At 53.8% G+C, this 20,597-nt stretch carries 21 protein-coding genes; 18 read left to right on the forward strand and 3 right to left on the reverse strand.

Going from position 1 to position 20,597, the window contains the following annotated elements; genetic code table 11:
- Positions 1 to 82: 82 nt before the first annotated feature.
- Positions 83 to 802, reverse strand: coding sequence for a M15 family metallopeptidase (locus tag ACJJI4_RS16205; protein WP_444925794.1), 720 nt, complete (start codon positions 800 to 802; stop codon positions 83 to 85).
- A 246-nt stretch (positions 803 to 1,048) separates the two neighbouring features.
- On the opposite strand from ACJJI4_RS16205, the gene ACJJI4_RS16210 reads away from it, so the two are divergent.
- From ACJJI4_RS16210 to ACJJI4_RS16235, 6 genes are all read left to right on the forward strand, one after another.
- The gene (locus ACJJI4_RS16210) at positions 1,049 to 1,333 is read left to right on the forward strand and encodes a TfoX/Sxy family protein (RefSeq protein ID WP_444928239.1); all 285 of its coding nucleotides are present in this window, start codon (positions 1,049 to 1,051) and stop codon (positions 1,331 to 1,333) included.
- 174 nt (positions 1,334 to 1,507) lie between these two features.
- Positions 1,508 to 2,392, forward strand: coding sequence for a protease HtpX (htpX, locus tag ACJJI4_RS16215; RefSeq protein ID WP_282931439.1), 885 nt, complete (start codon positions 1,508 to 1,510; stop codon positions 2,390 to 2,392).
- Between the two features lie 108 nt (positions 2,393 to 2,500).
- Positions 2,501 to 2,860: a hypothetical protein gene (locus tag ACJJI4_RS16220; protein ID WP_444925795.1), complete on the forward strand. Its 360-nt coding sequence runs from the start codon at positions 2,501 to 2,503 to the stop codon at positions 2,858 to 2,860.
- A gap of 7 nt (positions 2,861 to 2,867) precedes the next feature.
- The gene (locus tag ACJJI4_RS16225; RefSeq protein ID WP_444925796.1) at positions 2,868 to 3,398 is read left to right on the forward strand and encodes a hypothetical protein; all 531 of its coding nucleotides are present in this window, start codon (positions 2,868 to 2,870) and stop codon (positions 3,396 to 3,398) included.
- A gap of 285 nt (positions 3,399 to 3,683) precedes the next feature.
- Positions 3,684 to 4,739, forward strand: coding sequence for a S1C family serine protease (locus ACJJI4_RS16230; RefSeq protein ID WP_282931426.1), 1,056 nt, complete (start codon positions 3,684 to 3,686; stop codon positions 4,737 to 4,739).
- A gap of 48 nt (positions 4,740 to 4,787) precedes the next feature.
- Positions 4,788 to 5,132: a Rieske (2Fe-2S) protein gene (locus tag ACJJI4_RS16235; RefSeq protein ID WP_444915635.1), complete on the forward strand. Its 345-nt coding sequence runs from the start codon at positions 4,788 to 4,790 to the stop codon at positions 5,130 to 5,132.
- Between the two features lie 18 nt (positions 5,133 to 5,150).
- Here ACJJI4_RS16235 and sfsA read toward each other — a convergent pair whose 3' ends face one another.
- Positions 5,151 to 5,852: a DNA/RNA nuclease SfsA gene (gene sfsA, locus ACJJI4_RS16240; RefSeq protein WP_444925797.1), complete on the reverse strand. Its 702-nt coding sequence runs from the start codon at positions 5,850 to 5,852 to the stop codon at positions 5,151 to 5,153.
- 258 nt (positions 5,853 to 6,110) lie between these two features.
- Here sfsA and dksA point away from each other — a divergent pair, with 258 nt between their 5' ends.
- From dksA to ACJJI4_RS16265, 5 genes are all read left to right on the forward strand, one after another.
- The gene (gene dksA / locus ACJJI4_RS16245; RefSeq protein ID WP_108734345.1) at positions 6,111 to 6,548 is read left to right on the forward strand and encodes an RNA polymerase-binding protein DksA; all 438 of its coding nucleotides are present in this window, start codon (positions 6,111 to 6,113) and stop codon (positions 6,546 to 6,548) included.
- Positions 6,549 to 6,577: 29 nt separating this feature from the next.
- On the forward strand, positions 6,578 to 7,501 hold the full coding sequence (gene gluQRS / locus ACJJI4_RS16250; protein WP_444925798.1) for a tRNA glutamyl-Q(34) synthetase GluQRS: 924 nt from the start codon (positions 6,578 to 6,580) through the stop codon (positions 7,499 to 7,501).
- A 142-nt stretch (positions 7,502 to 7,643) separates the two neighbouring features.
- Complete coding sequence (locus ACJJI4_RS16255) at positions 7,644 to 7,820, forward strand: hypothetical protein (protein WP_169337099.1); 177 nt, start codon at positions 7,644 to 7,646, stop codon at positions 7,818 to 7,820.
- Complete coding sequence (locus ACJJI4_RS16260) at positions 7,810 to 10,773, forward strand: ATP-binding protein (RefSeq protein WP_444925799.1); 2,964 nt, start codon at positions 7,810 to 7,812, stop codon at positions 10,771 to 10,773. Before ACJJI4_RS16255 ends, ACJJI4_RS16260 begins: the two co-directional genes overlap by 11 nt.
- A 129-nt stretch (positions 10,774 to 10,902) precedes the next feature.
- Positions 10,903 to 12,294 carry a sigma-54-dependent transcriptional regulator gene (locus tag ACJJI4_RS16265; RefSeq protein ID WP_282931423.1) on the forward strand — a complete coding sequence of 464 codons (1,392 nt, stop codon included), beginning with the start codon at positions 10,903 to 10,905 and terminating at the stop codon, positions 12,292 to 12,294.
- Positions 12,295 to 12,478: 184 nt separating this feature from the next.
- Here the strand turns inward: ACJJI4_RS16265 and ACJJI4_RS16270 are convergent, their stop codons facing one another.
- Entirely contained in the window at positions 12,479 to 12,958 is a 480-nt protein-coding gene (locus ACJJI4_RS16270) for a hypothetical protein (RefSeq protein ID WP_444925800.1), read from the reverse strand.
- 150 nt (positions 12,959 to 13,108) lie between these two features.
- Between ACJJI4_RS16270 and pcnB the strand changes: the two genes are divergently transcribed.
- The 7 genes from pcnB (at position 13,109) to ACJJI4_RS16305 (ending at position 20,597) form a co-directional block, all read left to right on the forward strand.
- Positions 13,109 to 14,485, forward strand: coding sequence for a polynucleotide adenylyltransferase PcnB (gene pcnB, locus ACJJI4_RS16275; RefSeq protein ID WP_444925801.1), 1,377 nt, complete (start codon positions 13,109 to 13,111; stop codon positions 14,483 to 14,485).
- Positions 14,485 to 14,961, forward strand: a complete 477-nt coding sequence (gene folK, locus ACJJI4_RS16280) for a 2-amino-4-hydroxy-6-hydroxymethyldihydropteridine diphosphokinase (RefSeq protein WP_444925802.1) — start codon at positions 14,485 to 14,487, stop codon at positions 14,959 to 14,961. Before pcnB ends, folK begins: the two co-directional genes overlap by 1 nt.
- A 101-nt stretch (positions 14,962 to 15,062) precedes the next feature.
- The gene (locus ACJJI4_RS16285) at positions 15,063 to 15,749 is read left to right on the forward strand and encodes a deoxynucleoside kinase (protein ID WP_444915629.1); all 687 of its coding nucleotides are present in this window, start codon (positions 15,063 to 15,065) and stop codon (positions 15,747 to 15,749) included.
- A 5-nt stretch (positions 15,750 to 15,754) separates the two neighbouring features.
- The gene (panB, locus tag ACJJI4_RS16290; RefSeq protein WP_413663177.1) at positions 15,755 to 16,567 is read left to right on the forward strand and encodes a 3-methyl-2-oxobutanoate hydroxymethyltransferase; all 813 of its coding nucleotides are present in this window, start codon (positions 15,755 to 15,757) and stop codon (positions 16,565 to 16,567) included.
- Between the two features lie 78 nt (positions 16,568 to 16,645).
- Positions 16,646 to 17,437, forward strand: coding sequence for an acyl-CoA thioesterase (locus tag ACJJI4_RS16295; RefSeq protein WP_444925803.1), 792 nt, complete (start codon positions 16,646 to 16,648; stop codon positions 17,435 to 17,437).
- Positions 17,438 to 17,835: 398 nt separating this feature from the next.
- The gene (locus ACJJI4_RS16300; protein ID WP_444925804.1) at positions 17,836 to 18,873 is read left to right on the forward strand and encodes an endonuclease/exonuclease/phosphatase family protein; all 1,038 of its coding nucleotides are present in this window, start codon (positions 17,836 to 17,838) and stop codon (positions 18,871 to 18,873) included.
- A gap of 164 nt (positions 18,874 to 19,037) precedes the next feature.
- The gene (locus ACJJI4_RS16305) at positions 19,038 to 20,597 is read left to right on the forward strand and encodes a hypothetical protein (RefSeq protein WP_444925805.1); all 1,560 of its coding nucleotides are present in this window, start codon (positions 19,038 to 19,040) and stop codon (positions 20,595 to 20,597) included.

A 20,597-nucleotide genomic window follows, 5' to 3' on the forward strand; every position in this document is an offset into this window, starting at 1 on the left:
GGAAGCCTCCATCGCAAAGTAGATTTCTTGCCACCCCCAATGAGGTGGTAATGAACTGTAACCAACCTATCTCAACAGGCCGCTATAGTTGCCCATTAAATGGGGGATAGCAGTGATCCGGAACCCAGATATAGCGCGTATAAATGTCCTGAAGGTGCTCGCAAATCGCAGTGCCCAGGGATAGTTCTGACTCTTGTAGCAACTCGGACAGGCGCTCCACACTGAGAAGTTCCTGAAGCTCTCGGGCCCTGGGGGCATAGCTCAGGTGCCAGCGTTCCGGTGCGACTCCGCCGCGATCCTCTGCATAGGGTCGGAACAGCCCATAACTATTACCCGTGCTGATTTGGTTATCCAGCCAGCGGTGGAAGGCGCCAAAAACTCCGTCGTCCGCCACCTCCTGGGGGGTAAGCTGGACTGCATAGTCAGCGGGGACCGCGGCCGCATCAATAATATCGAAATCGGTACCCCAGTGGTGACGGGATGCTCCCGGCAATGCGGACCAGCGCAGAATGGCGAAGATCAGCTCCCGCTCGCTTAACTGTTCAATATCCAGGGGAGTACCGTGACTATCGAGAACCGGGCGGTGACCCTGCGCTTTGGCATTCCAAATCAACAGTTGTCGATCAAAGGCGCGAAAACCGGAAACGATTTTGGGGGCAAACCCCTCTTCACGGGCATCCCGACTCAAGCGCTGGAAGGCAATCAGTGCTTCGGGATGTAAAAGCTGGTCAGAAGCTGGGTCGACAATGACATGCTCATCGCCGAGTCCAAATAACATACGCTTCAGCGGTGTCGATAACATTTGCATCTCATTATTAGGCGAACTCCAAAGGGCAGGCTAAATTATTCAACAGGCTATGCCTACTTTAACAGAGCGCAGACAATCGCCCTTAACTATGGCACCAAAGCAGGGGCACCAAAAGCAGGCGCGCCGCACAATAATCTGGCGGTAATGTTTGTTAGCCACCTGTTAATTTATGTTAAGTTCAAAGCCGCAGTCGAGGGGTTGGCTGCGACAACGGACGCTCAAACTGGTAGGGAAAACCGAATGCACCCGAGTCAATCAGAACTATTAAAACTAAAAAACCTGGGCCTGGCCTCGGTCAATATTCTCCACTCTATTGGCATTCGCTCCCACGATGACCTGCGCAGGGTTGGGCCTGTCGAGGCCTTTATCAGTATTCGCAACCGGGGGATTAACGCCTCCAAAGTAATGCTCTACGCTCTTCAGGGCGCGCTGATGGATGTGCACTGGAACGACCTGGAGCCGGAGCTGAAACAACACCTCACCAGCGAGGTCGACCGCCTCCTTGCCACCCAAAACTCTAACTAGCAATTCCCCTCAAACACCACGGAAAGCGTCGCAGACACGCGCACTCGACGGACTCGGCACAGCAGGCCAAGCTGTGCCGATCTACAGTAAGGCAAGTTGCGCCAACCCTATCTAAACTTACCGGTGGAGCCGCGGAATAATTCCGTAAAGACACTCACTCAAAGGAGAGATCCGATGTTGCGCATTGGGCTATTCCTGCTGACCAACCTTGCTGTCCTTGTACTGGTTGGCATTATTTTCAACATTTTTGGAATTGGGGGAATTCTTCAGGCAAACGGTGTCGATCTCAACCTCGGCGCCTTGTTGCTGATGTGCGCGATTTTTGGTTTTGGCGGATCTTTTATTTCCCTGCTCTTATCGAAAACCATCGCACGGGTCAGTACCCGCACACAAATTATCGAGCAACCCCGCAGTGCTGATGAACAGTGGCTGGTAGAAACCGTACGAGAACTTTCCCGCAAGGCGGGCATCGGTATGCCAGATGTGGGGATATTTCCAATGCCCCAGGCGAATGCCTTCGCCACCGGCTGGAATCGCAACAGCGCTCTGGTCTCTGTCAGTGCCGGTCTGTTGCAGCGCTTCAGCCGAGAGGAAGCCCGCGCCGTTATTGGCCATGAAATTGGTCACGTGGCCAATGGCGATATGGTGACGCTGGCACTGATCCAGGGCGTGGTAAATACCTTTGTGATGTTCCTCGCCCGCTTGGTTGGGTTCTTCGTAGACCGGGTTATCTTGCGCAACGAAGAGGGATTGGGCATCGGCTATTTTGTCACATCCATTGTTATGGATATCATATTCGGCTTCTTCGCCATGATGATTGTCGCCTGGTTCAGTCGCCGCCGTGAATATCGGGCCGACCATGCCGGCGCCACACTGGCTAGCCCCCAATCCATGATTGCCGCACTGCAACGACTCAAGGTGGAGTCCGATCGCGGTCACGAGGAACCCCTACCCGGCAATATGAAAGCCTTCGGTATATTCGGTAGCATGGGAGCACTTATGGCCACGCACCCACCACTGGATGATCGTATTCTCGCCCTGCAAAACTTCCGTAATTAGTGTCTAATTGGATAGATAAGTGATCAGAGCTGTAGTTTCAATTTCTCACAGAGCTGCCACTAAAACGTAGTTACTTTCTATGTGGACAGATGCAAAGTAAAAGCATTTATGCAAAGAAGTGTCCTGAAGTACATCCCACTACTCATCGCCATATTTTTAATTGGGTGTTCTCCTTCATGGAGTGATGGCCCTTACGAGATTTATTGGATAGATGGCGAAAAAGCCCTTGGTTTTAATTTGGGGGACGATGCCTACATCCGCCGTATCGATGAACCACATCATATCAGTGCAAACGAGATGTTCGTCTCAGTCTACGCTTGCCCTGAGGGTGCCTGCGCTTACTATTACATAGATCGACTTAAAGACCACAAATTCGCAGATTCTTCCAAGTTTATTTTTGGCCCCTACACAGAAAAAACCTTTGCCAAATTGCAACAAAAGCTACAACTACCAAAACTGGAGCAATAATAAAAACATGAGAAAAGCATCAAGATTTATGCCTAAATACAAGCCTGAAAGGGCAAGTAAATTTACACTATTTACTTTTCTAACAGCAGTGTTAGCTCTCCTTATTTACCATCCAATATACCTTTTAGCTTTAGTTGGCTTAGTATTATTGGCCATAATTTGGGGCTATCTCGAACAACCCAAAATTGATAGGCATTTCCAACATCTACGTGACAACCGCAAAGGTTTATCCATTTGTGAATTTGCCCGGGAGTTTGATTGCAAAATTGTAGATACATGGATTATTAGAGCGGTGTATGAGCAACTACAAGCGACACTTCCCACCAAACAACTGGTCCCAATTCAAACATCAGATGATTTCTTTAATACCCTAAAACTGGATGAAGATGATCTCTATCTGGACTTATTTGAAGAGATCGCACAAAGAACCGGGCGAACCCTTGAGGACTATCAAAGCAATCCCTATTTTGGCAAGGTAACAACGGTCCGGAACCTGGTACTGTTTTTTAATCACCAGGCCCGTGGCGAGTCAACCTGACAGGCCGTAACAGGTTTTGTACTGTTCGACAAAACTAGCGCATATGTCACCATTAATCCCACCGCAGAAATTTCATTGCTCCAGCAGCAGTCGGCGACGCTCAGCCAAAGTGAGTTCCGATCCATAGCCCCCAACTTTAAATCTCGCCAGCAGCCCCCAATAAACAGCCAACACCGCATAACGATTGCAAACAAGATACACTTTCAAAACAGCAACAAACAAAAAGGGAGACGACAGTTACAGACGTCTCTTCCAATCCGGTAGTTCAAAGGGAGGATTGTATTAATGACTCTACTTAAAACTCTACGCGCCAGCTTAATCTCAGTCTTTTTACTGCTTACGCCAGCAATATCTGCACAGGCAGAAACCTTTGCCACCGACGACGAACGCAACACCATGCAGGTGTTCAATTTTGCCAGTCCGTCGGTGGTCTATGTCACCAATGAAACCCTGGTGCGGGATCGCAGGACCCTGCGCCTCCACTCAGTGCCCAAAGGCGCCGGCAGCGGATTTATCTGGGACACTCAGGGCCATATTGTCACCAATTTTCACGTCATTGAGGGTGCGCGGCAAATCACTATTACTTTGCAGGATCGCAGCGAGTGGCCGGCCGAACTGGTGGGATCTGCGCCGGAAAAAGATCTGGCAGTTCTGAAAATTAACGCTCCCAGGGAGTTGCTAAAACCGCTGGTTGTGGGCACCTCCAGCAATCTCGCGGTAGGCCGCAAAGTACTGGCTATCGGCAACCCGTTCGGCCTGGACACCACTCTCACCACCGGGGTGGTCAGCGCCCTGGGGCGGGAAATTGAAGCCGCCAACAACCGCACCATTCGTAATGTTATCCAAACTGATGCTGCTATTAATCCAGGTAACTCCGGCGGCCCATTGCTGGATTCCCAAGCGCGTTTAATCGGGGTCAACACCGCAATTTACAGCCCCAGTGGCGCCAGTGTCGGTATTGGCTTTGCGATTCCAGTGGATACGGTCAAAAAAATTGTGCCGGAACTGATCAATCACGGCCGCCTGGTGCGCCCGATTATTGGTATCGAATCCGCCCCGGACCAGTGGAGTAGCCGCTACGGCTTTGAAGGGGTCGCCGTATTGCGTACCGCTCCCGGGCTTCCCGCAGAGAAAGCCGGCTTGCGCGGTATCCACCGCACCCGGGGTGGAGGCTGGGAATTAGGCGATGTGATTGTAGAAATAGAACAGCAGCCGATTCGCAGCTACGACGATCTGCTCAATGCCCTGGAAAAGCACAGTGCCGGTGACGAAATCACTATCGGCATATTGCGTGACGGGACAATTCGCTATACGTCCATTAGACTCGCGGCACCCGAATAAGCAGGCGCTTGCGCCCTGAACAAGAATTAGGCCGGGAGCCGATAATCTATGCAGAAGTACTTCCTGTGTCGCTATGACGAAATAAGCGAAGGTCAATCTAAAGGGTTCTCCCTCGGAGACACTGCCGCCGGCACTGACAATGTGTTTGCTGTGATGAAAGATGGCGAGGTCTACGCCTACAAAAATACCTGCCCTCACCGGGGCATCAATCTGGACTGGCAGGAAGACCAGTTCCTCGATCCCGATGGCGCACTTATTCAGTGCGCCTCCCACGGCGCGCTATTCCTGATTGAATCCGGGGAGTGTATCGCCGGGCCCTGTACTGGTGATGCCCTGACCCCAGTACCCGTGGAATATGCACAGGATGGTCTCTACGCATTACTGGCCGACTGACAGCCCCCTGCCTTTCCCTCACGAGAGAAAAGGCAGGGCCTCCGCCAGCTCGACGCCTTCAGCATCGAGCTTCGCGCGGTATGCAAGCACTTGCACACCAGCATCGACAGCGGAATCCAGGGCATCAGCATAAGCGGGATCAATTTCCCGCGCCGCCTGCACCGTCTCGATACCGCTGTGTTGGACGCAGTAAAAAAGTACCGCTCGCACTCCGCTCTCAGCCAACTTTTGCAGTTCGCGCAGGTGCTTGGCGCCCCGAGTACTTACCGCATCGGGGAAGTAACCCTGCACCCCATCTGCCAGGGTCACATTTTTCACTTCCACGTAGCAGTCCCCATCGGCGCCGGACAACAACAGATCGATACGGCTGTTTTCCTCGCCGTAACGCACTTCCCTGCGCAGGGATTCATAGCCCTGTAACTCGCTGACTACGCCAGACAGAATGGCCTCTTCAACCAGAGCATTGGCGCGGCCTGTGTTCACCCCCGCCAGGGCTCCATCCGGGGTCGTACAGATTTCCAGAGTGTGGCGATACTTGCGCTTGGGGTTGCCAGAATCGGAGTACCAGCAGTCTCCCCCCTCCACCCAACAATTCTTCATAGACCCCGTATTTGGGCAGTGGATGGTAAACACGTCACCACTGGCAGATTCCACATCGGCGAGAAAGCGCTTGTATCGGCGCAAAAGTGTTGCCTTTTGCAACGGGGGGGTAAATTTCACGGGCTGGACCACTTGGCTGTAATTTCAGGCGCCACAAAATAGCAGACAACTATTTGTGGCGCGAATCGCGCAGATTTGATAGCTTCCTCGCTCTCGGTCGCCAGGGGTATCGGTACCGAGAACAGGATTAGCCTGACACCGCAGCGAATTTGATAGGTGAAAAAAGCATCACTTAGAAAGATTCCGGTCTAGGCTAGATTGAATTTGGTGGTATCGCCCCCATAAAGGGGGGCCCGTATAGAAAGAGAGGCAACGACTATGCCCAAAACTGCTGCGAGCACCGAATCTCTGCACGGCTTTGAGCCCTACAAGGAGACGCAGGGCGAAGAGTACATGAATGAGAAGCAGCAGGAGCATTTCCGCAACTTGCTGTTGGCCTGGAAGGCCGAGCTGATGGCGGAAGTGGACCGCACCGTTTCCCACATGAAAGACGAGGCCGCAAACTTCCCCGATCCCGCAGACCGCGCCAGCCAGGAAGAAGAATTTAGCCTGGAATTGCGCACCCGCGATCGCGAGCGCAAGCTGATCAAGAAGATCGATGCCACCCTGGAGCTTATCGACCAGGATGACTACGGTTTCTGCGAAGCCTGTGGTGTTGATATCGGCATTCGCCGCCTGGAGGCCCGTCCAACCGCCACTCTGTGCGTGGACTGCAAAACCCTCGCGGAAATCAAGGAACGGCAGATCTCCGGCTGATCCACAACCGATAGCGGCACGGCGTTCGCTTGCGATCGCCCTGCTCGGAGGGGGCGATCAATGTATCGCCCCTATTCATTTTGAACAGCACAACTCCCTATATTGGTCGCTTCGCACCCTCCCCGAGTGGACCGCTCCACTTCGGCTCACTGGTGTGCGCCGTCGGCAGCTACCTTGACGCCCTCGCCCATGGCGGACACTGGCTCCTGCGCATGGAAGACCTCGACCCTCCCCGGGAAGAGCCCGGCGCGGCAACCCGCATTCTGAAATCCCTGGAAGCCCACGGACTGCACTGGCACGGCCCCGTCGAATGGCAGAGCAAGCGCTACGCACTCTACGAGGAAACCCTGTCCACACTGCGCCAACGGCAACTGATTTACCCCTGCGACTGCTCACGCAGCCAGATTAAGAAAAATGGTGGACATGCGAACGACTTCTGTCGCCTTAAATACGATGTGAGCGAACCCTCAGCGCTGCGATTGCAATGCGCAGGCGGCGAGGAAAGCTTTGTGGATATTTGGCACGGAGAGCAACGGCAGCTCATCCGCGAAGACACCATTCTCAAGCGCCGCGACGGCCTCTATGCCTACCAACTGGCAGTCGTTGTCGACGATATCGACCAACAAATCAACCAGGTGGTGCGCGGCTCAGATCTATTGGATACCACCGGTGCACAACAGCGCCTGTTTAAAATCCTCGGCGCTACTCCCCCCCAGTTCGGCCATCTGCCGCTGGTGATGGGCCCTGACGACAGGCAAAAACTCAGCAAACAAAATCACGCGCCGGCTATCGACGACAACATGGCTTCCGGTAACCTGTGTAAGGCTTTACAGTTCCTCGGCTTCAAACTGCCAAACACTGCCCTAACGGAATCCCCCGAGCATATTCTCAAGTGGGCTACCGCACGCTGGCGCCGCCACCAGGTAGATATGCGCAACCGCCAATTGCACTGATTCCAAGCTGCACTTACCATTTCCGCGCCAGCCGCCCTTAGGGGTCCGGCTGATAACCCGCGTTGACGATTACACAGGGATGACTTCTCACCGGTACAGTGCGCGGGCAACAAATTTCTCTAGCGGGTTTTCAAGGCGATCTATGAGTAACCGCACACTATTAATTCTGCTGGTACTGGTGGGTTATGTATTCTCCCCCACCATCTTTACCTGGATGATCAATCCCGTCGGCGCCTGGTACCGGCCTTTTATCCTCTGGTTCGTGCTGATCCTACTGGCGATTTTTATCCAGTGGAGGCGCAAATCGAATGAGCTTTGATATTGCCCACATTGCCCTGGTGGGAGTGGCCTATATCGCCACCCTGTTTTTTGTCGCCTTCGCCACCTCCAAGGGCTGGCTGCCTTCCCGCTGGGTGCGCCATCCGCTGGTTTATGTGCTCTCCCTGGGCGTATCATTATCGGCCTGGACCTTCTACGGTATCGTCGACCTGGCCTGGCAATATGGTTACGGGGTACTCGCCTACTATCTGGGCACCGGCGCCATGTTCCTGTTTGCGCCAGTAGCCCTGGAGCCACTGGCGCGCCTGGCACAGCGCTACCAGCTGTACTCCCCGGCAGATCTTCTGGTGTTCCGCTATCACAGCCGCCAGGCGGGGACTCTCGCCACCCTGTTTATGCTGTTGGCGCTGCTCCCCCTGATCGCCCTGCAAATCCAGGCGGTATCTGAGACCCTGGCGCTGCTGTCGCGGGATAGTGTGGCAGCCCTGGCGCTGCCGGACAGCGGTGTATCGAGCAAAAATTTAATCGCATTTTTCTACTGCGTGCTGCTGGCGGTATTCACCAGTATGTACGGCGCTACCCGCGAGCGTGGCGAGGGCCTGGCCAGTGCCATGGCCCTGGAGTCCCTGGTAAAACTGGTGGCTCTCACCGCTGTGGGCGGCTATGCCATTTACGGCGTCTTCAGAGGGTTTTCCGGCCTGGATGAGTGGCTGCTGGAGAACCCCGATATGCACCAGCTGCTCTACACCCCCATCAAGCAGGGCTCATCCCATACCCTACTGTTGGTGTTTATCGCCACTGCCGTGGCTATGCCACATATTTTTTACCTGAGTATTGCCGAGCGCCCCACCGGACAGGCAATGCGCACCGCCAGCTGGGGCTTCCCCCTGTTCCTGCTGCTGATGGCCCTGCCCATCTTCCCCATCATGTGGGCGGGCTTTGCCCTGGATGTGGCCGGCCCGGTGCAGTACTTCTCCCTGGCGGTTCCCCGCGCCAGTGGCTCGGCACTGCTCACCACCCTGGCCTTTATCGGCGGCCTGTCAGCAGCCACTGGCGCGCTGATTATGATCACCCTGGCCCTCGCCACCATGGTGATGAACCACTGGCTGCTACCCGGCACCCGCTGGCACTCTGAGGACAATATGTACCGGCAGCTGGTGTGGTTGCGCCGCGCTCTGATCGCCGCTCTATTTATTGCCGGCTTTGCCTTTTACCTGTTACTCAACAACCGACTCTCCCTGTCGGATCTGGCCCTGCTGGCATTTATCGGATCACTCCAATTTCTGCCTGGGATTTTTGCTGTAATCCACTGGCCGCGAGGCAATCGACGCGGATTTGTCGGTGGCCTGCTGGCGGGCATGTTGCTTTGGGGGGGCGGCCTGCTAATTCCGTCAATTTTTGGGATTACCGGCATCACCCTGCCCGGCACCTCCCTCCAGATCCCCCTGGGGATGTCTATCTGGACACAGATCACCACCCTGTCACTGGGGGTCAATGTCCTGTTATTTGTCGGCCTATCTCTGTTCACCCGCACCAGCAGCCTGGAGCAGTACGCCGCTGACCTGTGTAGCGACGACACCATCGCCCAGGCTCTGCGCCTGGGACTGGATGTGGAATCTGCCGCAGATTTTCGCCTGCGCTTGGCTGAAAGCCTCGGAGCCGCTACTGCGAATAAAGAAGTTAAACGCGCTCTCGCCGCCCTCAATCTGCCGGACAACGAGCGCCGCCCCTACGCCCTGCGTCAACTGCGCAACAAGCTGGAGTCCAATCTCTCCGGCCTGCTGGGGCGTGTTCTGGCGGTGCAAATTATTGATCGACACTTCCCGTTCCAGAACAGCGATCAGCCGGCAAACAAGGACATTCACCTGATCGAGACCCGGTTGGGCCGTTATAAGCACCAGCTCACTGGCCTGGCCGCAGAACTCAATAACCTGCGTCTGTATCACCGCCAAATGCTGGAAGAGCTGCCAATGGCCGCTTGCTCCCTGGGGCGCGACGGAGAAGTCCTGCTGTGGAACTACGCCATGCAGGACCTCACCGGTATCAGTGCCAGCGAGGTAATCGGCTCGAAACTGGAATACTTGGCGGAACCCTGGCGCAGCCTGCTGGGGGAATTCGCCCTATCCACTGATGCCAGCCGCTTTAAGCAACAGGTGAGCCTCGACGGCAACAGCCACTGGCTCAACCTACATAAGGCACGGCAAAAACGCAGCCGCAGCGACCGCTCCCGCGACGAGCGCGGCGATGCACAAATGTTGTTGCTGGAGGACATTACCGAAACACAGGTCTTGGAGCAGGAACTTATCCACAGCGAGCGCCTGGCCTCTGTGGGCCGTTTGGCCGCAGGCGTGGCCCACGAAGTGGGTAACCCGGTCACGGGGATCGCCTGTCTGGCGCAAAATCTCCAGTACGACTGTGACAATCCGGAAGTCCTGGATACCGCCGACCAGATCCTGAGCCAGACCCAGCGCATCAGCCGTATCGTCCATTCGTTGGTCAACTTCTCTCACAGCGGCAACCAGGAAGACAGTGAGCGGGCCCCAGTGGACCTCTATGCCTGTGTACAGGAGGCGGTCAACCTGCTGTCCCTGCAACGGGATAAGACCGAGGTCCAGTTTGAGAATCGGGTACCCGAAGACCTGATCGCCCCGGGAGATAACCAGCGCCTAATCCAGGTGTTTATCAACCTGCTCAGTAATGCCCGCGATGCCAGCCCCGATGGCGGCCAGATTGTAATTGAGGGCTATCGCAAGAGCGGCAGCGCCTGTGTCTCTGTCACCGACAGCGGACCGGGAATTTCGGCTCAACATCGTGAACGGATTCTGGAGCCCTTCTTCACAACGAAAGAGCCCGGGGAAGGCACAGGACTGGGGCTGGCAATGGTTTACAGCATTATCGAGGAGCACGGCGGCCAGCTGGAATTGGTCAGTCCCGCAAATCCTGAAACCGGGACTGGCGCCCGCTTTATTGTGCAACTCCCCCTGGGAGACTGAGATGGCTGGACACCCAAATCGATCATTATTTGTGCAAAAATAACCCGATTAACCGTTTTTGAGTTGCATCGAAACGGCGCCCGGGTAAAACTAGGCGCTTACTGAGCATTTTGTAACCAGGCGTAACATATGAGCCACATCCTCATCGTCGAAGATGAAGCCATTATCCGAACGGCGCTGCGCAAGCTTTTAGAGCGGCACCGCTACAAAATCAGTGAAGCGGGTTCGGTAAAGGAGGCGCTCACCAAGTACCGCCTCAATGAAGTTGACCTGGTTATTTCCGATTTGCGCCTGCCCGGCGCACCGGGCACCGACCTGCTCAAGCACGCCGGTGATATTCCGGTACTGATCATGACCAGTTACGCCAGCCTGCGCTCTGCGGTGGACTCCATGCGTATGGGCGCCGCAGACTATATCGCCAAGCCCTTTGACCACGACGAAATGCTCGCAACCGTCCGCCGAGTCATAGGCAAAGCGGAGCAGAATCGCGCCCAGCCCGTCAACGAGAAAGAGAATACCGGCACTATCGCCGGCATGATTGGCAGCAGCCCTGTGATGAGGGAGCTCTACGGTCGCATCCATAAAGTTGCCCCCACAGACGCCACCGTCCTGGTGCACGGTGAAACCGGTACCGGTAAGGAACTGGTCGCCCGAGCTATTCACGAGGAGAGCCGCCGGGCCAACAAACCCCTGATCTCCGTCAACTGTGCCGCGATTCCCGACACTCTGATTGAATCTGAGCTGTTCGGCTACGAGAAAGGCGCATTTACAGGTGCCCAGAGTTCCCGGGAGGGACTGGTAGCGGCAGCCGATGGAGGAACCCTGTTCCTCGACGAGATCGGTGAGCTGCCCCTGGAGGCACAGGCCCGCCTGCTGCGTGTATTGCAAGAGGGCGAAGTGCGGCCAATTGGCTCGATCGAATCCCGCAAAGTGGATGTGCGCCTGGTAACAGCCACCCACCGCAACCTGCGCCAGCTATCAGCGGAGCGTAAATTCCGAGAAGACCTCTACTACCGCATCAATGTGGTGCAAATGACGCTTGCCCCCTTGCGCGAGCGAGGCAGAGACGTCCTAGCACTGGCAGAGCACCTGTTGGAAAAGTTCTGCACCAAGATCGAGCGTCCTTTATTGCGCTTGTCACCGGAAGCCATCCAGGCTGTTACCACCTACACCTGGCCCGGTAACGTGCGCGAACTCGAAAACGCCATTCAGCGCGCTGTGATCCTGACGGATAAGAACAGCCGTGAGATCGACCACAAAACCCTGGACATCGATCTGGACCTGGTACCGATCGAAGAAGCCGATGGCATCCCTCGCCCACGCAGCCTGCACACAGACCCCCGCGAGGACCTGTCCCTGGAGGACTACTTCGCCCGCTTTGTTATTGAACACCAGGACACCATGAGTGAGACGGACCTGGCCAAGAAGCTCGGCGTCAGCCGCAAGTGCCTGTGGGAACGCCGCCAAAAGCTGGGTATCCCCCGCAAGAAGAGTCGCCGCAGCGCTGCCGCAGAAGTGTAAAAACTAACCCTATCCCCCTGGGGGCTTCCGCCCCCTGCTCCCATTCCTCCCCCACCTGCCAGTCTCCTCCATCACTTTGTTACCCCACCCCCACAGGGGTTACCAACCAGAGTGTTACCCACACCCACCCAGAAGTAACAACTCTCGCACCTTCCGTAACGCAATAGCTCCAGGAAAAGTTCCGTCAAATTTCGTAAAGATCGCAACCTATTGATTTATAAGGATTTTTAAAAGTTGGCATACTAAGTGCTTTACTCTTAGTACAAAAATTGAAAACAGCCAACAATAAAAATAAATGACTGTTAAAAGCCCTATAACAACTAACAATAAGTGGGGCGAAACATAATAAAAATAATGGGGCGGCCGACAATAAAAGCAATGAGTGGCCAAAACCGCAAGAACAACAATAAACAATAACAATAAAACTCAAGAAGAATAAGAATAACAACAAGCGCGTTGCAAACTGACTGAACTGTACCTGGGAGAGGGTGTTTGCTTGAAAGCAAATTGAGAGCGCAAGGAAGCCGCTGCCTTCATACTGGTAATAATAATTCCCATATTTCTTTTCCCCCGAACTTACAGGCACCCGCATATTGCGGGCGCATTCCTTTGCGTGTGTTAGAATCGCGCCCGCGAGTTCCGATCTCTGAGGGTAAACAGCCACTGAGGCTCCTTTCCGGACTCGCTCCTGGGGTAGCCCAGGTATAGAGGCTCCAGCAGTGCCATCGTGAATCTCCCCAGAGGGACCACCACTTATACAGGCCGCCAACCAATGCGTGGCCAAGCACAGCGGGGCTTTCCCGGCCATCCCTAAATGGCAGCAGTCAACATAGACAGCCGTATGCTCAACAACCTGATTAGTAGTATCAAACGCTGGCGCAAGCCGGCCAGTAAAGGCCCCAGGGTTATCGCCCGCAACGACCACAGCATCTCGCGCCGAGAAATTAGCCGCGCGGCCTTAACAGTTATGAAGCGCCTTCAGGATGCCGGATACCAGGCGTATATCGTAGGTGGAGGTGTACGCGACCTGATGCTCGGCGGTCACCCCAAGGATTTTGATGTGGCCACCGACGCCACTCCAGAGCAGGCCAAGGTGCTTTTTCGCGGCGCACGCATTGTCGGTCGTCGCTTTCGCATCCTGCACGCCCGTATAGGCCGTGAAGTTATCGAAGTGACTACCTTCCGCGGTCACCACAGCGATGGCGAGACCCACGAGGCCAAGCAGTCCGAACACGGTATGCTGCTGCGTGACAATGTCTATGGCGACCTGGAAAGTGATGCCATGCGTCGGGATTTCACGGTCAATGCGCTCTACTACACCACCAAAGGGTTCGAAATCCACGACTACACCGGCGGTGTCGAGGATATTGAAAAGCGCCTGATTAGAATGATCGGCTCCCCAGAGGTCCGCTACAAGGAAGACCCGGTGCGCATGCTGCGCGCAGTGCGCTTCGCCGCCAAGTTAGATTTCACTATTGAAGGCAAGACCGAAGCTCCCCTGCACGAGCTGGCGCCACTGTTACGCAATATTGCCCCGGCCCGCCTGTTCGATGAGATTCTCAAGCTGCTAATGAGTGGCCACGGAGAGCGCACCTTTGAGCTGCTGCGCCAGTACCAGCTCTGGCAACACCTGTTCCCGGATAACGCTGCACAAATTGAGGCCAACAACGCGGCCCTGAAACTATCCCAGCAAGCCCTGCGCAACACGGACCAACGTATCCGCGCCGATATGCGTGTTACACCAGCGTTCCTCTACGCCGCCCTACTCTGGCCTGCGGTGAGCACCGAGCAACAAAAGCTGATTGCCAAGGGCACCCCGCCAGCGCCGGCGCTGGCCCAAGCGGCACAAAAAGTTACCAGTTCACAGCTGGCCCACACCGCTATTCCCAAGCGCTTCTCAATCCCCATGCGGGAAATCTGGGACCTGCAACAGCGCCTGCCCCAGCGCGGTGGCAGCCGGGCCCAGCGCTTGCTGGAACACCCCCGTTTCCGCGCCGCCTATGACTTCCTGTTGCTGCGGGAAGAAAGTGGCGAGATTGAAGCGGGCCTGGGCAAATGGTGGACCGACTTCCAACAGGCCGACGATGAGCAGCGCCAGCAAATGGTCCGCAAGCTACAGCGCACAGGCAGCGGTGGGCGCCGCAACCGCAACTCTCGCGGCCGCCGTCGCAAGCCGAGAGCAGAACAGTAATGGAAACGGTATACATCGGCCTGGGCAGTAACCTGGCAGAGCCCGGCAAACAACTGCGCAGCGCCCTATCGGCCATGGAGCAAATCCCCAGTACAGAATTATTGGGGCGCTCGAGCTTTTACCGAAGCGCCCCGGTCGGCCCCGGCGACCAACCCGATTACATCAATGCCGTCGCAGCATTGAAAACAGCACTGTCCCCGCTAGCACTACTGGACCAGCTCCAATCTATCGAGCTGTCCCACGGGCGCGAGCGCTCCATCCGCTGGGGCGCCCGCACCCTGGACCTGGATATCCTGTTGTTTGGGGAATCTCAAATCGATGAGCCCCGCCTACAGATCCCACACCCGCGCATGGCCGAGCGCAACTTCGTACTGCTACCCCTTTCTGAGCTGGCTCCCGCGATGGAGCTGCCCGGATTGGGAGCCCTTCCAGCACTCTTACAGGGCTGCCCGGAAAACCGCCTGGAAAAGGTTTGATCGACTGAGGCTCCCCAACTACTCGACGGGCGGCCCTCTCAATAGTACTTTTGCGTTTGCAACTCATCAGGGAAGACCCCAGACAAAGAGGAGTCGCTCAAGTGGTTATCGAAAAACCCGAGACCAGCACAGCTGAACTCAACCTGTCTAATAAAACACCGCCTAAATTTATCGCGGTGGAAGGCAATATTGGTGTGGGAAAAACCACACTGGCAAAGAAGCTGGCCTCCACATTCAATTACGACACGCTGTTGGAATTACCCGAGGAGAACCCCTTTTTGGAGCGTTTCTACCGGGACCCCCAAAATGCCGCACTGCCCACCCAGCTGCACTTTCTCCTCCAGCGATCACAGCAAATCCAGGCACTGCGGCAGGACGATATCTTTGAGCCGGTGCGGGTGTCGGACTTTTTGATCGAAAAGGACCAGCTGTTTGCTGAAGTCACCCTGGATAAGGATGAGCTGCACCTGTACCAACAGGTGTACAAACACCTCACCCTGGAAGCACCCAAGCCGGACCTGGTGATCTATTTGCAAGCCCCCCTCGATGTGCTGCAAGCCCGAATCCGCAATCGGGGAATCCCGGCTGAGCAGGCGATAAGCAATGAGTACCTCGCCACCCTCAACAACGCCTACACCCGCTTTTTCCATTTTTACGATGAGGCGCCTCTACTTATCGTCAATACCGAGGAGATCGACATTGTCGATAGCCCAGAGGACTACCAACAGCTGGTCGAATATCTGTTCACGATCACCAGTGGCCGGCACTATTACAACCCAGGAAGTTAATCGTTATGTATGCACCCTCTGAATTAGAAAAGCTCGTAACCGTTCAAACCCTGCGAAAAATGAAAGCGAATGGTGAGAAGTTTATTACCGTTGCTCTCTACGATGCCCCTATGGCTGCGATGGCACAAAAGTCCGGGGTTGAGACACTGCTCGTCGGAGATTCCCTGGGCATGACCGTGCTGGGTTACGACAGCACCGTGCCAGTGACGATGGAGCAAATGATTTACCACGTCGAGGCGGTCGCGCGCGGCAATAAGAAGTCCCTGATTATGGGGGATATGCCGTTTATGACTTACGCCACCCCAGAGCAGGCACTCCAGAATGCAACCCGGATCATGCAGGCCGGTGCACATATGGTGAAGATCGAGGGAGGCGCCTGGCTCGCTGATACCGTAAAAATCCTTACTGATCGCGGTATTCCCGTTTGCGCCCACCTGGGCCTCACCCCTCAATCAGTACACAAACTGGGAGGCTATCGCGTTCAGGGGCGCGACGAAGAACACGCCAAGCAAATCCTCGAAGACGCCTTGCAACTCGACGAAGCCGGAGCTGACCTGCTGGTGTTGGAATGTGTTCCCGCCGACCTGGCAAAGCGTATTACCGAAGCCGTATCCATGCCCACCATCGGCATAGGCGCGGGCCGCGACTGCGATGCCCAGGTACTGGTAATCAATGACATCCTGGGCCTCACCCAACAGCCCCCCAAGTTTTCCAAAAACTTCCTGGTAGAGGCCGAGGATATTCCCGGGGCCCTGCGCAAATACGCCGAGGACGTCAAACAAGGCGTTTTCCCCGGCGAGGAACACATATTTAAATAATACTCCCCTCATCCGGGTGCTTCTCACCTGGTATTTTTCTGCGGCAGGTCCCACCTGCCGCTATCAAGCGGTAACACTATGACTTTCGACCAACTAATCCAGGATTGGCTCTCGACCAATGGCGCCACTTCTGTGCCCGAAGGCTGGACCCAGGGGCGGGCTACATTTGGCGGCCTTGTAGCCGCAATGCTGTATGAGCAGATGGCTTCAGACCTGCCTTCTGACAGCAGCTTGCGCTCTTTTACCACCTCATTCGTAGGCCCGGTTGCCCCGGGGGCGATTAACACCCGTGCGGATGTCCTTCGCGCAGGTCGCTCTGTCACCCAGGTGCAGGGGCACCTCGATCAGGAAGGTGCCGTTATGCTGGCGGGCCTCGCCAGTTTTGGCCGCGGCAGGGAGTCATCCGTTCTCGCCAAAGGTCCCTCAGCACCGGAGTACCCCACCCCGGATAAATGCCTGCCCCTGCCCTATATCGAAGGTGTAGTGCCGGAGTTCACACAGAAGTTCGATTACCGCATCGCTTGTGGGGGCCTCCCTTTCAGCGGCGCGACAGAGAGAGTTTTAGGTGGCTGGGTACGATTTAAGGATGGCAGTGAGAGCCGTACTGGGATCAGCCACTTACTCGCACTGATCGATGCCTGGCCACCGGCGACACTCCCCATGATGAAAGAGCCGGCTCCCGCCAGCTCATTAACATGGACAATAGAGTTTATGGAGCCACTCCCAGAGCGCACTGCTTCTGACTGGTGGCAATACGAGGCCGAAGTGGAACAGGCCGAGGGTGGCTACGCAGTGATCCAGGCCCGCTTGTGGGATGCCGATGGACGTTTAACCGCCCTCTCCCGCCAAATGGTCACTATCTTTGGTTAACCGGCACTCGTCGATCAACTACCCCTTTACCGGCGCTCATTGAATGCCTTGGCTCCACGGATGGAACCAATTAAGCGGCCCTAAAGAATTTTGTGATTTTTCTGCGATCTTCAGACCACTCTGAATAATATTTCCCAAGCCTGCTTAACCCGCCTAACGAACCAATTATTACCCGCGTAAAAATATACAATTTTCATGATTTTTATTATTTTTTTATGAAAAAAATAATTCGCGCCGCCCTTACAGAAAAATAAAATAAAAAAAACCTCCTTTACTCCAATTTGTAATCTACGCTATCCATCATCCCCTCCATCGAAAACAAAGGGGCCGCCAGAGAAACGCCTCAATTTTCGACCCCACTACAAAACCGTCGGTAATAACAAAGTTGGAGAGCAATAATGATAAAAAGAATATTTTTTTCACTCACACTTCTATTCAGCCATTCCGCCGCAGCAGTAGATTTTGAAGACGTTTGGGATGCAATTACTTCTTGTAACTGGTTTGAATTTATTGATGATGTCGACGATACCGGCTCAAAAGACCTGGACGGCTATGAATACGGTGACACTGAATTTGCCGATGCCAATTCAGGCAGCTTTGACATGATCGTCTACAACATGGATGGATTTTTGGAGTGTATAGGCGGCAACAGTAAATCTGACTTCAAACAGATTATTAACACTTTTGAGAATAACCCCAAAGACCTCTGGTTGATGCAGGAGGCTTGGAGCAAAACCAAAGCCAATTATCTGGACGACGACGACAAGCTCGATAACGATACAGTCCCCTATCGCTCAAAACACTGGAAAGGCACTGGTACCAGCTTTGGCAATGGCCTGCTGACCTTCTCCAAGTTTCCGTTTGACCGAGATAATCGCGATGACGACGACTACACCTTCGCCACTTATGAGGAGGAAACTTTTGATAAGTGCGCAGGTAATGACTGTGATACCGAAAAAGGCTTTACCGTAGCAAAAGTTGAAGTGACCAAAAACTTCCATGTCCATGTGTACAACACCCATATGGATGCAGGACACCAAGACGATGACCTAAATGCCAAAGCCAAGCAACTCGACCAGATTGCCGATATGATCGTCGCCCACTCAAGTAATGCCACAGTCATATTGGCTGGCGACTTCAATATGGCGTTTGATGAAAATGACGACGGCTGGCGCGGTACAAACTACCAAACCTGGAAAGCATTTTTTGCCAAAACCGGCGGCAAGCATGCGTGCCAATATATGCTATCTGGCAGCGACACCAGCTTGGAAGCCTGTACTGATGAACTTCAGGACGATACCGATCATGTCGTCGTTATTAATAACAACCCCAATTACACGCTGGACGTAACCAATTACTACATTGGCTCCGCGGAGTACACAGGGCTGAGCGACCACGACCCAGTATTTGTAGACTTCTCATGGGTTAAACACTAAACGAGCGGCACACAGCCTCTTCCGCAGGGGATCGGAAGGGGCTTAACCAATTTACCGACAAAGTGAACGACACCGGACTGAAAACCCAATCCAGCTACAATTTTACTTATTGAGGAGAACTTTAACCCACGCATAAACCGCATGCTTGGCGGGAAGGGCTTTCAGTGGACAGGATTAAGAACCTAGTTGTCGGAAGTGGTCCTGCGAGTATCGCTACAGTCAAGGCATTGCAAGATATTGGGCAAGAAGTCGAAGTCATTGACGTCTCATATGATCTTGAACATCACATTAAGCACCAGGTTCACACCTTATCGCAAAAACATGTGGACAGCTGGAAAGATGAAGAAAAAAAACGGATTTTCCCTCCCCCCAAAGTCTCCAGCAGCGGCGTCGAAAGAAGGTATATCTTTGGGTCTGACTTTCCTTATAGAACCCCAGAACATTTTCAAGTCAACACAACCAACTGCAACACAGAGTTTTCCCACGGCTTTGGTGGCCTTGGAAATGTGTGGGGTGCAGCGATCCTTCCCTACAGCGAGCGCCAATTAAGAAACTGGCCACTCTCCCTAAGTGAACTGGCCCCATCTTACAAAAATGTTCTCCGATTTATGCCAATAAGTGCGGAGCCAGACAACCTCCAGACAAAATTCCCACTATTTTCGGAAAATTTTGAAACCCTGAAAAGAAATCCAGCAACAGATTTTATATTGCAAAAACTCACCAATGTCGAAGACAACCTCCGGGGCAATGGCATTGAGTTTGGTCGGGCTCGGTTAGCCGTGGATGCAAGCTCTGGCAAACGTGGATGTCGATATTGCGGGCACTGTCTTTACGGCTGCGCATATCAATCCATCTTCAACCCCAAAACATTATTTGAAGATTTGCAAAAGGATGGTTTGACCATACACCAGGGATTTGTTGTATTGGAGCTGAAAGAGAATAAAGAGGGAGTCGAAGTTATTGCGGTTAGCATAGACGATGGAAAGGTATACAATTTTTTTGCAGAGAAAGTCTTCTTGGCTGCGGGGCACTTCGCCACAACTACTATCGTAGCAAGATCCCTTAACCTGCTAAATACACCCATCGAGATTCAAAGCAGTCAATATTTCTTTTTTCCTTTTCTCACCTATAAAAGACACCACTATGAAATTGAATTCACATTAGCAGAAATTTTCTTGGAAATAGAGAACGCGAACATAAGCCCAGAACAGATTCACCTTCAGTTATATGGCCGCAGCCAAATCATTGAAGACCAGGTTGCGGCTTTATTGCCATCATTTATCTCAAAAGATCTTGCTTTGGACCGTTTATATATCATTCAAGGTTTCTTATCTTCGGAAGATTCGGATACTCTGGAATTGACTTTAACTAACAAACGTCCAGATAGCTCTACAGTAGAAATAAAAGGGATTGAAAACCCGAGGGCCCGCTGGGTTATAGCAAGAACTCAATCATTGATAAGGCGCAGTTTAATTAAGTTGGGTTTAGTACCTCCCTTTTACTTGAAAGTACTTCCTCCGGGGAAAAGTTACCATAGCGGTGGAAGCTTTCCAATGAAGGGGGAACACGAAACCTTTTCCTCTGACCTGTTAGGACGGCCTGCAAACTTCAAGAACGTCCATATTGTGGATTCCGCTAACTTCCCCAATATTGCAGGTTCAACCATTGCTTATACAATAATGGCAAATGCAGATCGAATTGTAAGATCTATAAAATTTTCGTAA

Source organism: Microbulbifer maximicatervae (SeqCode) (genome assembly GCF_052467305.1).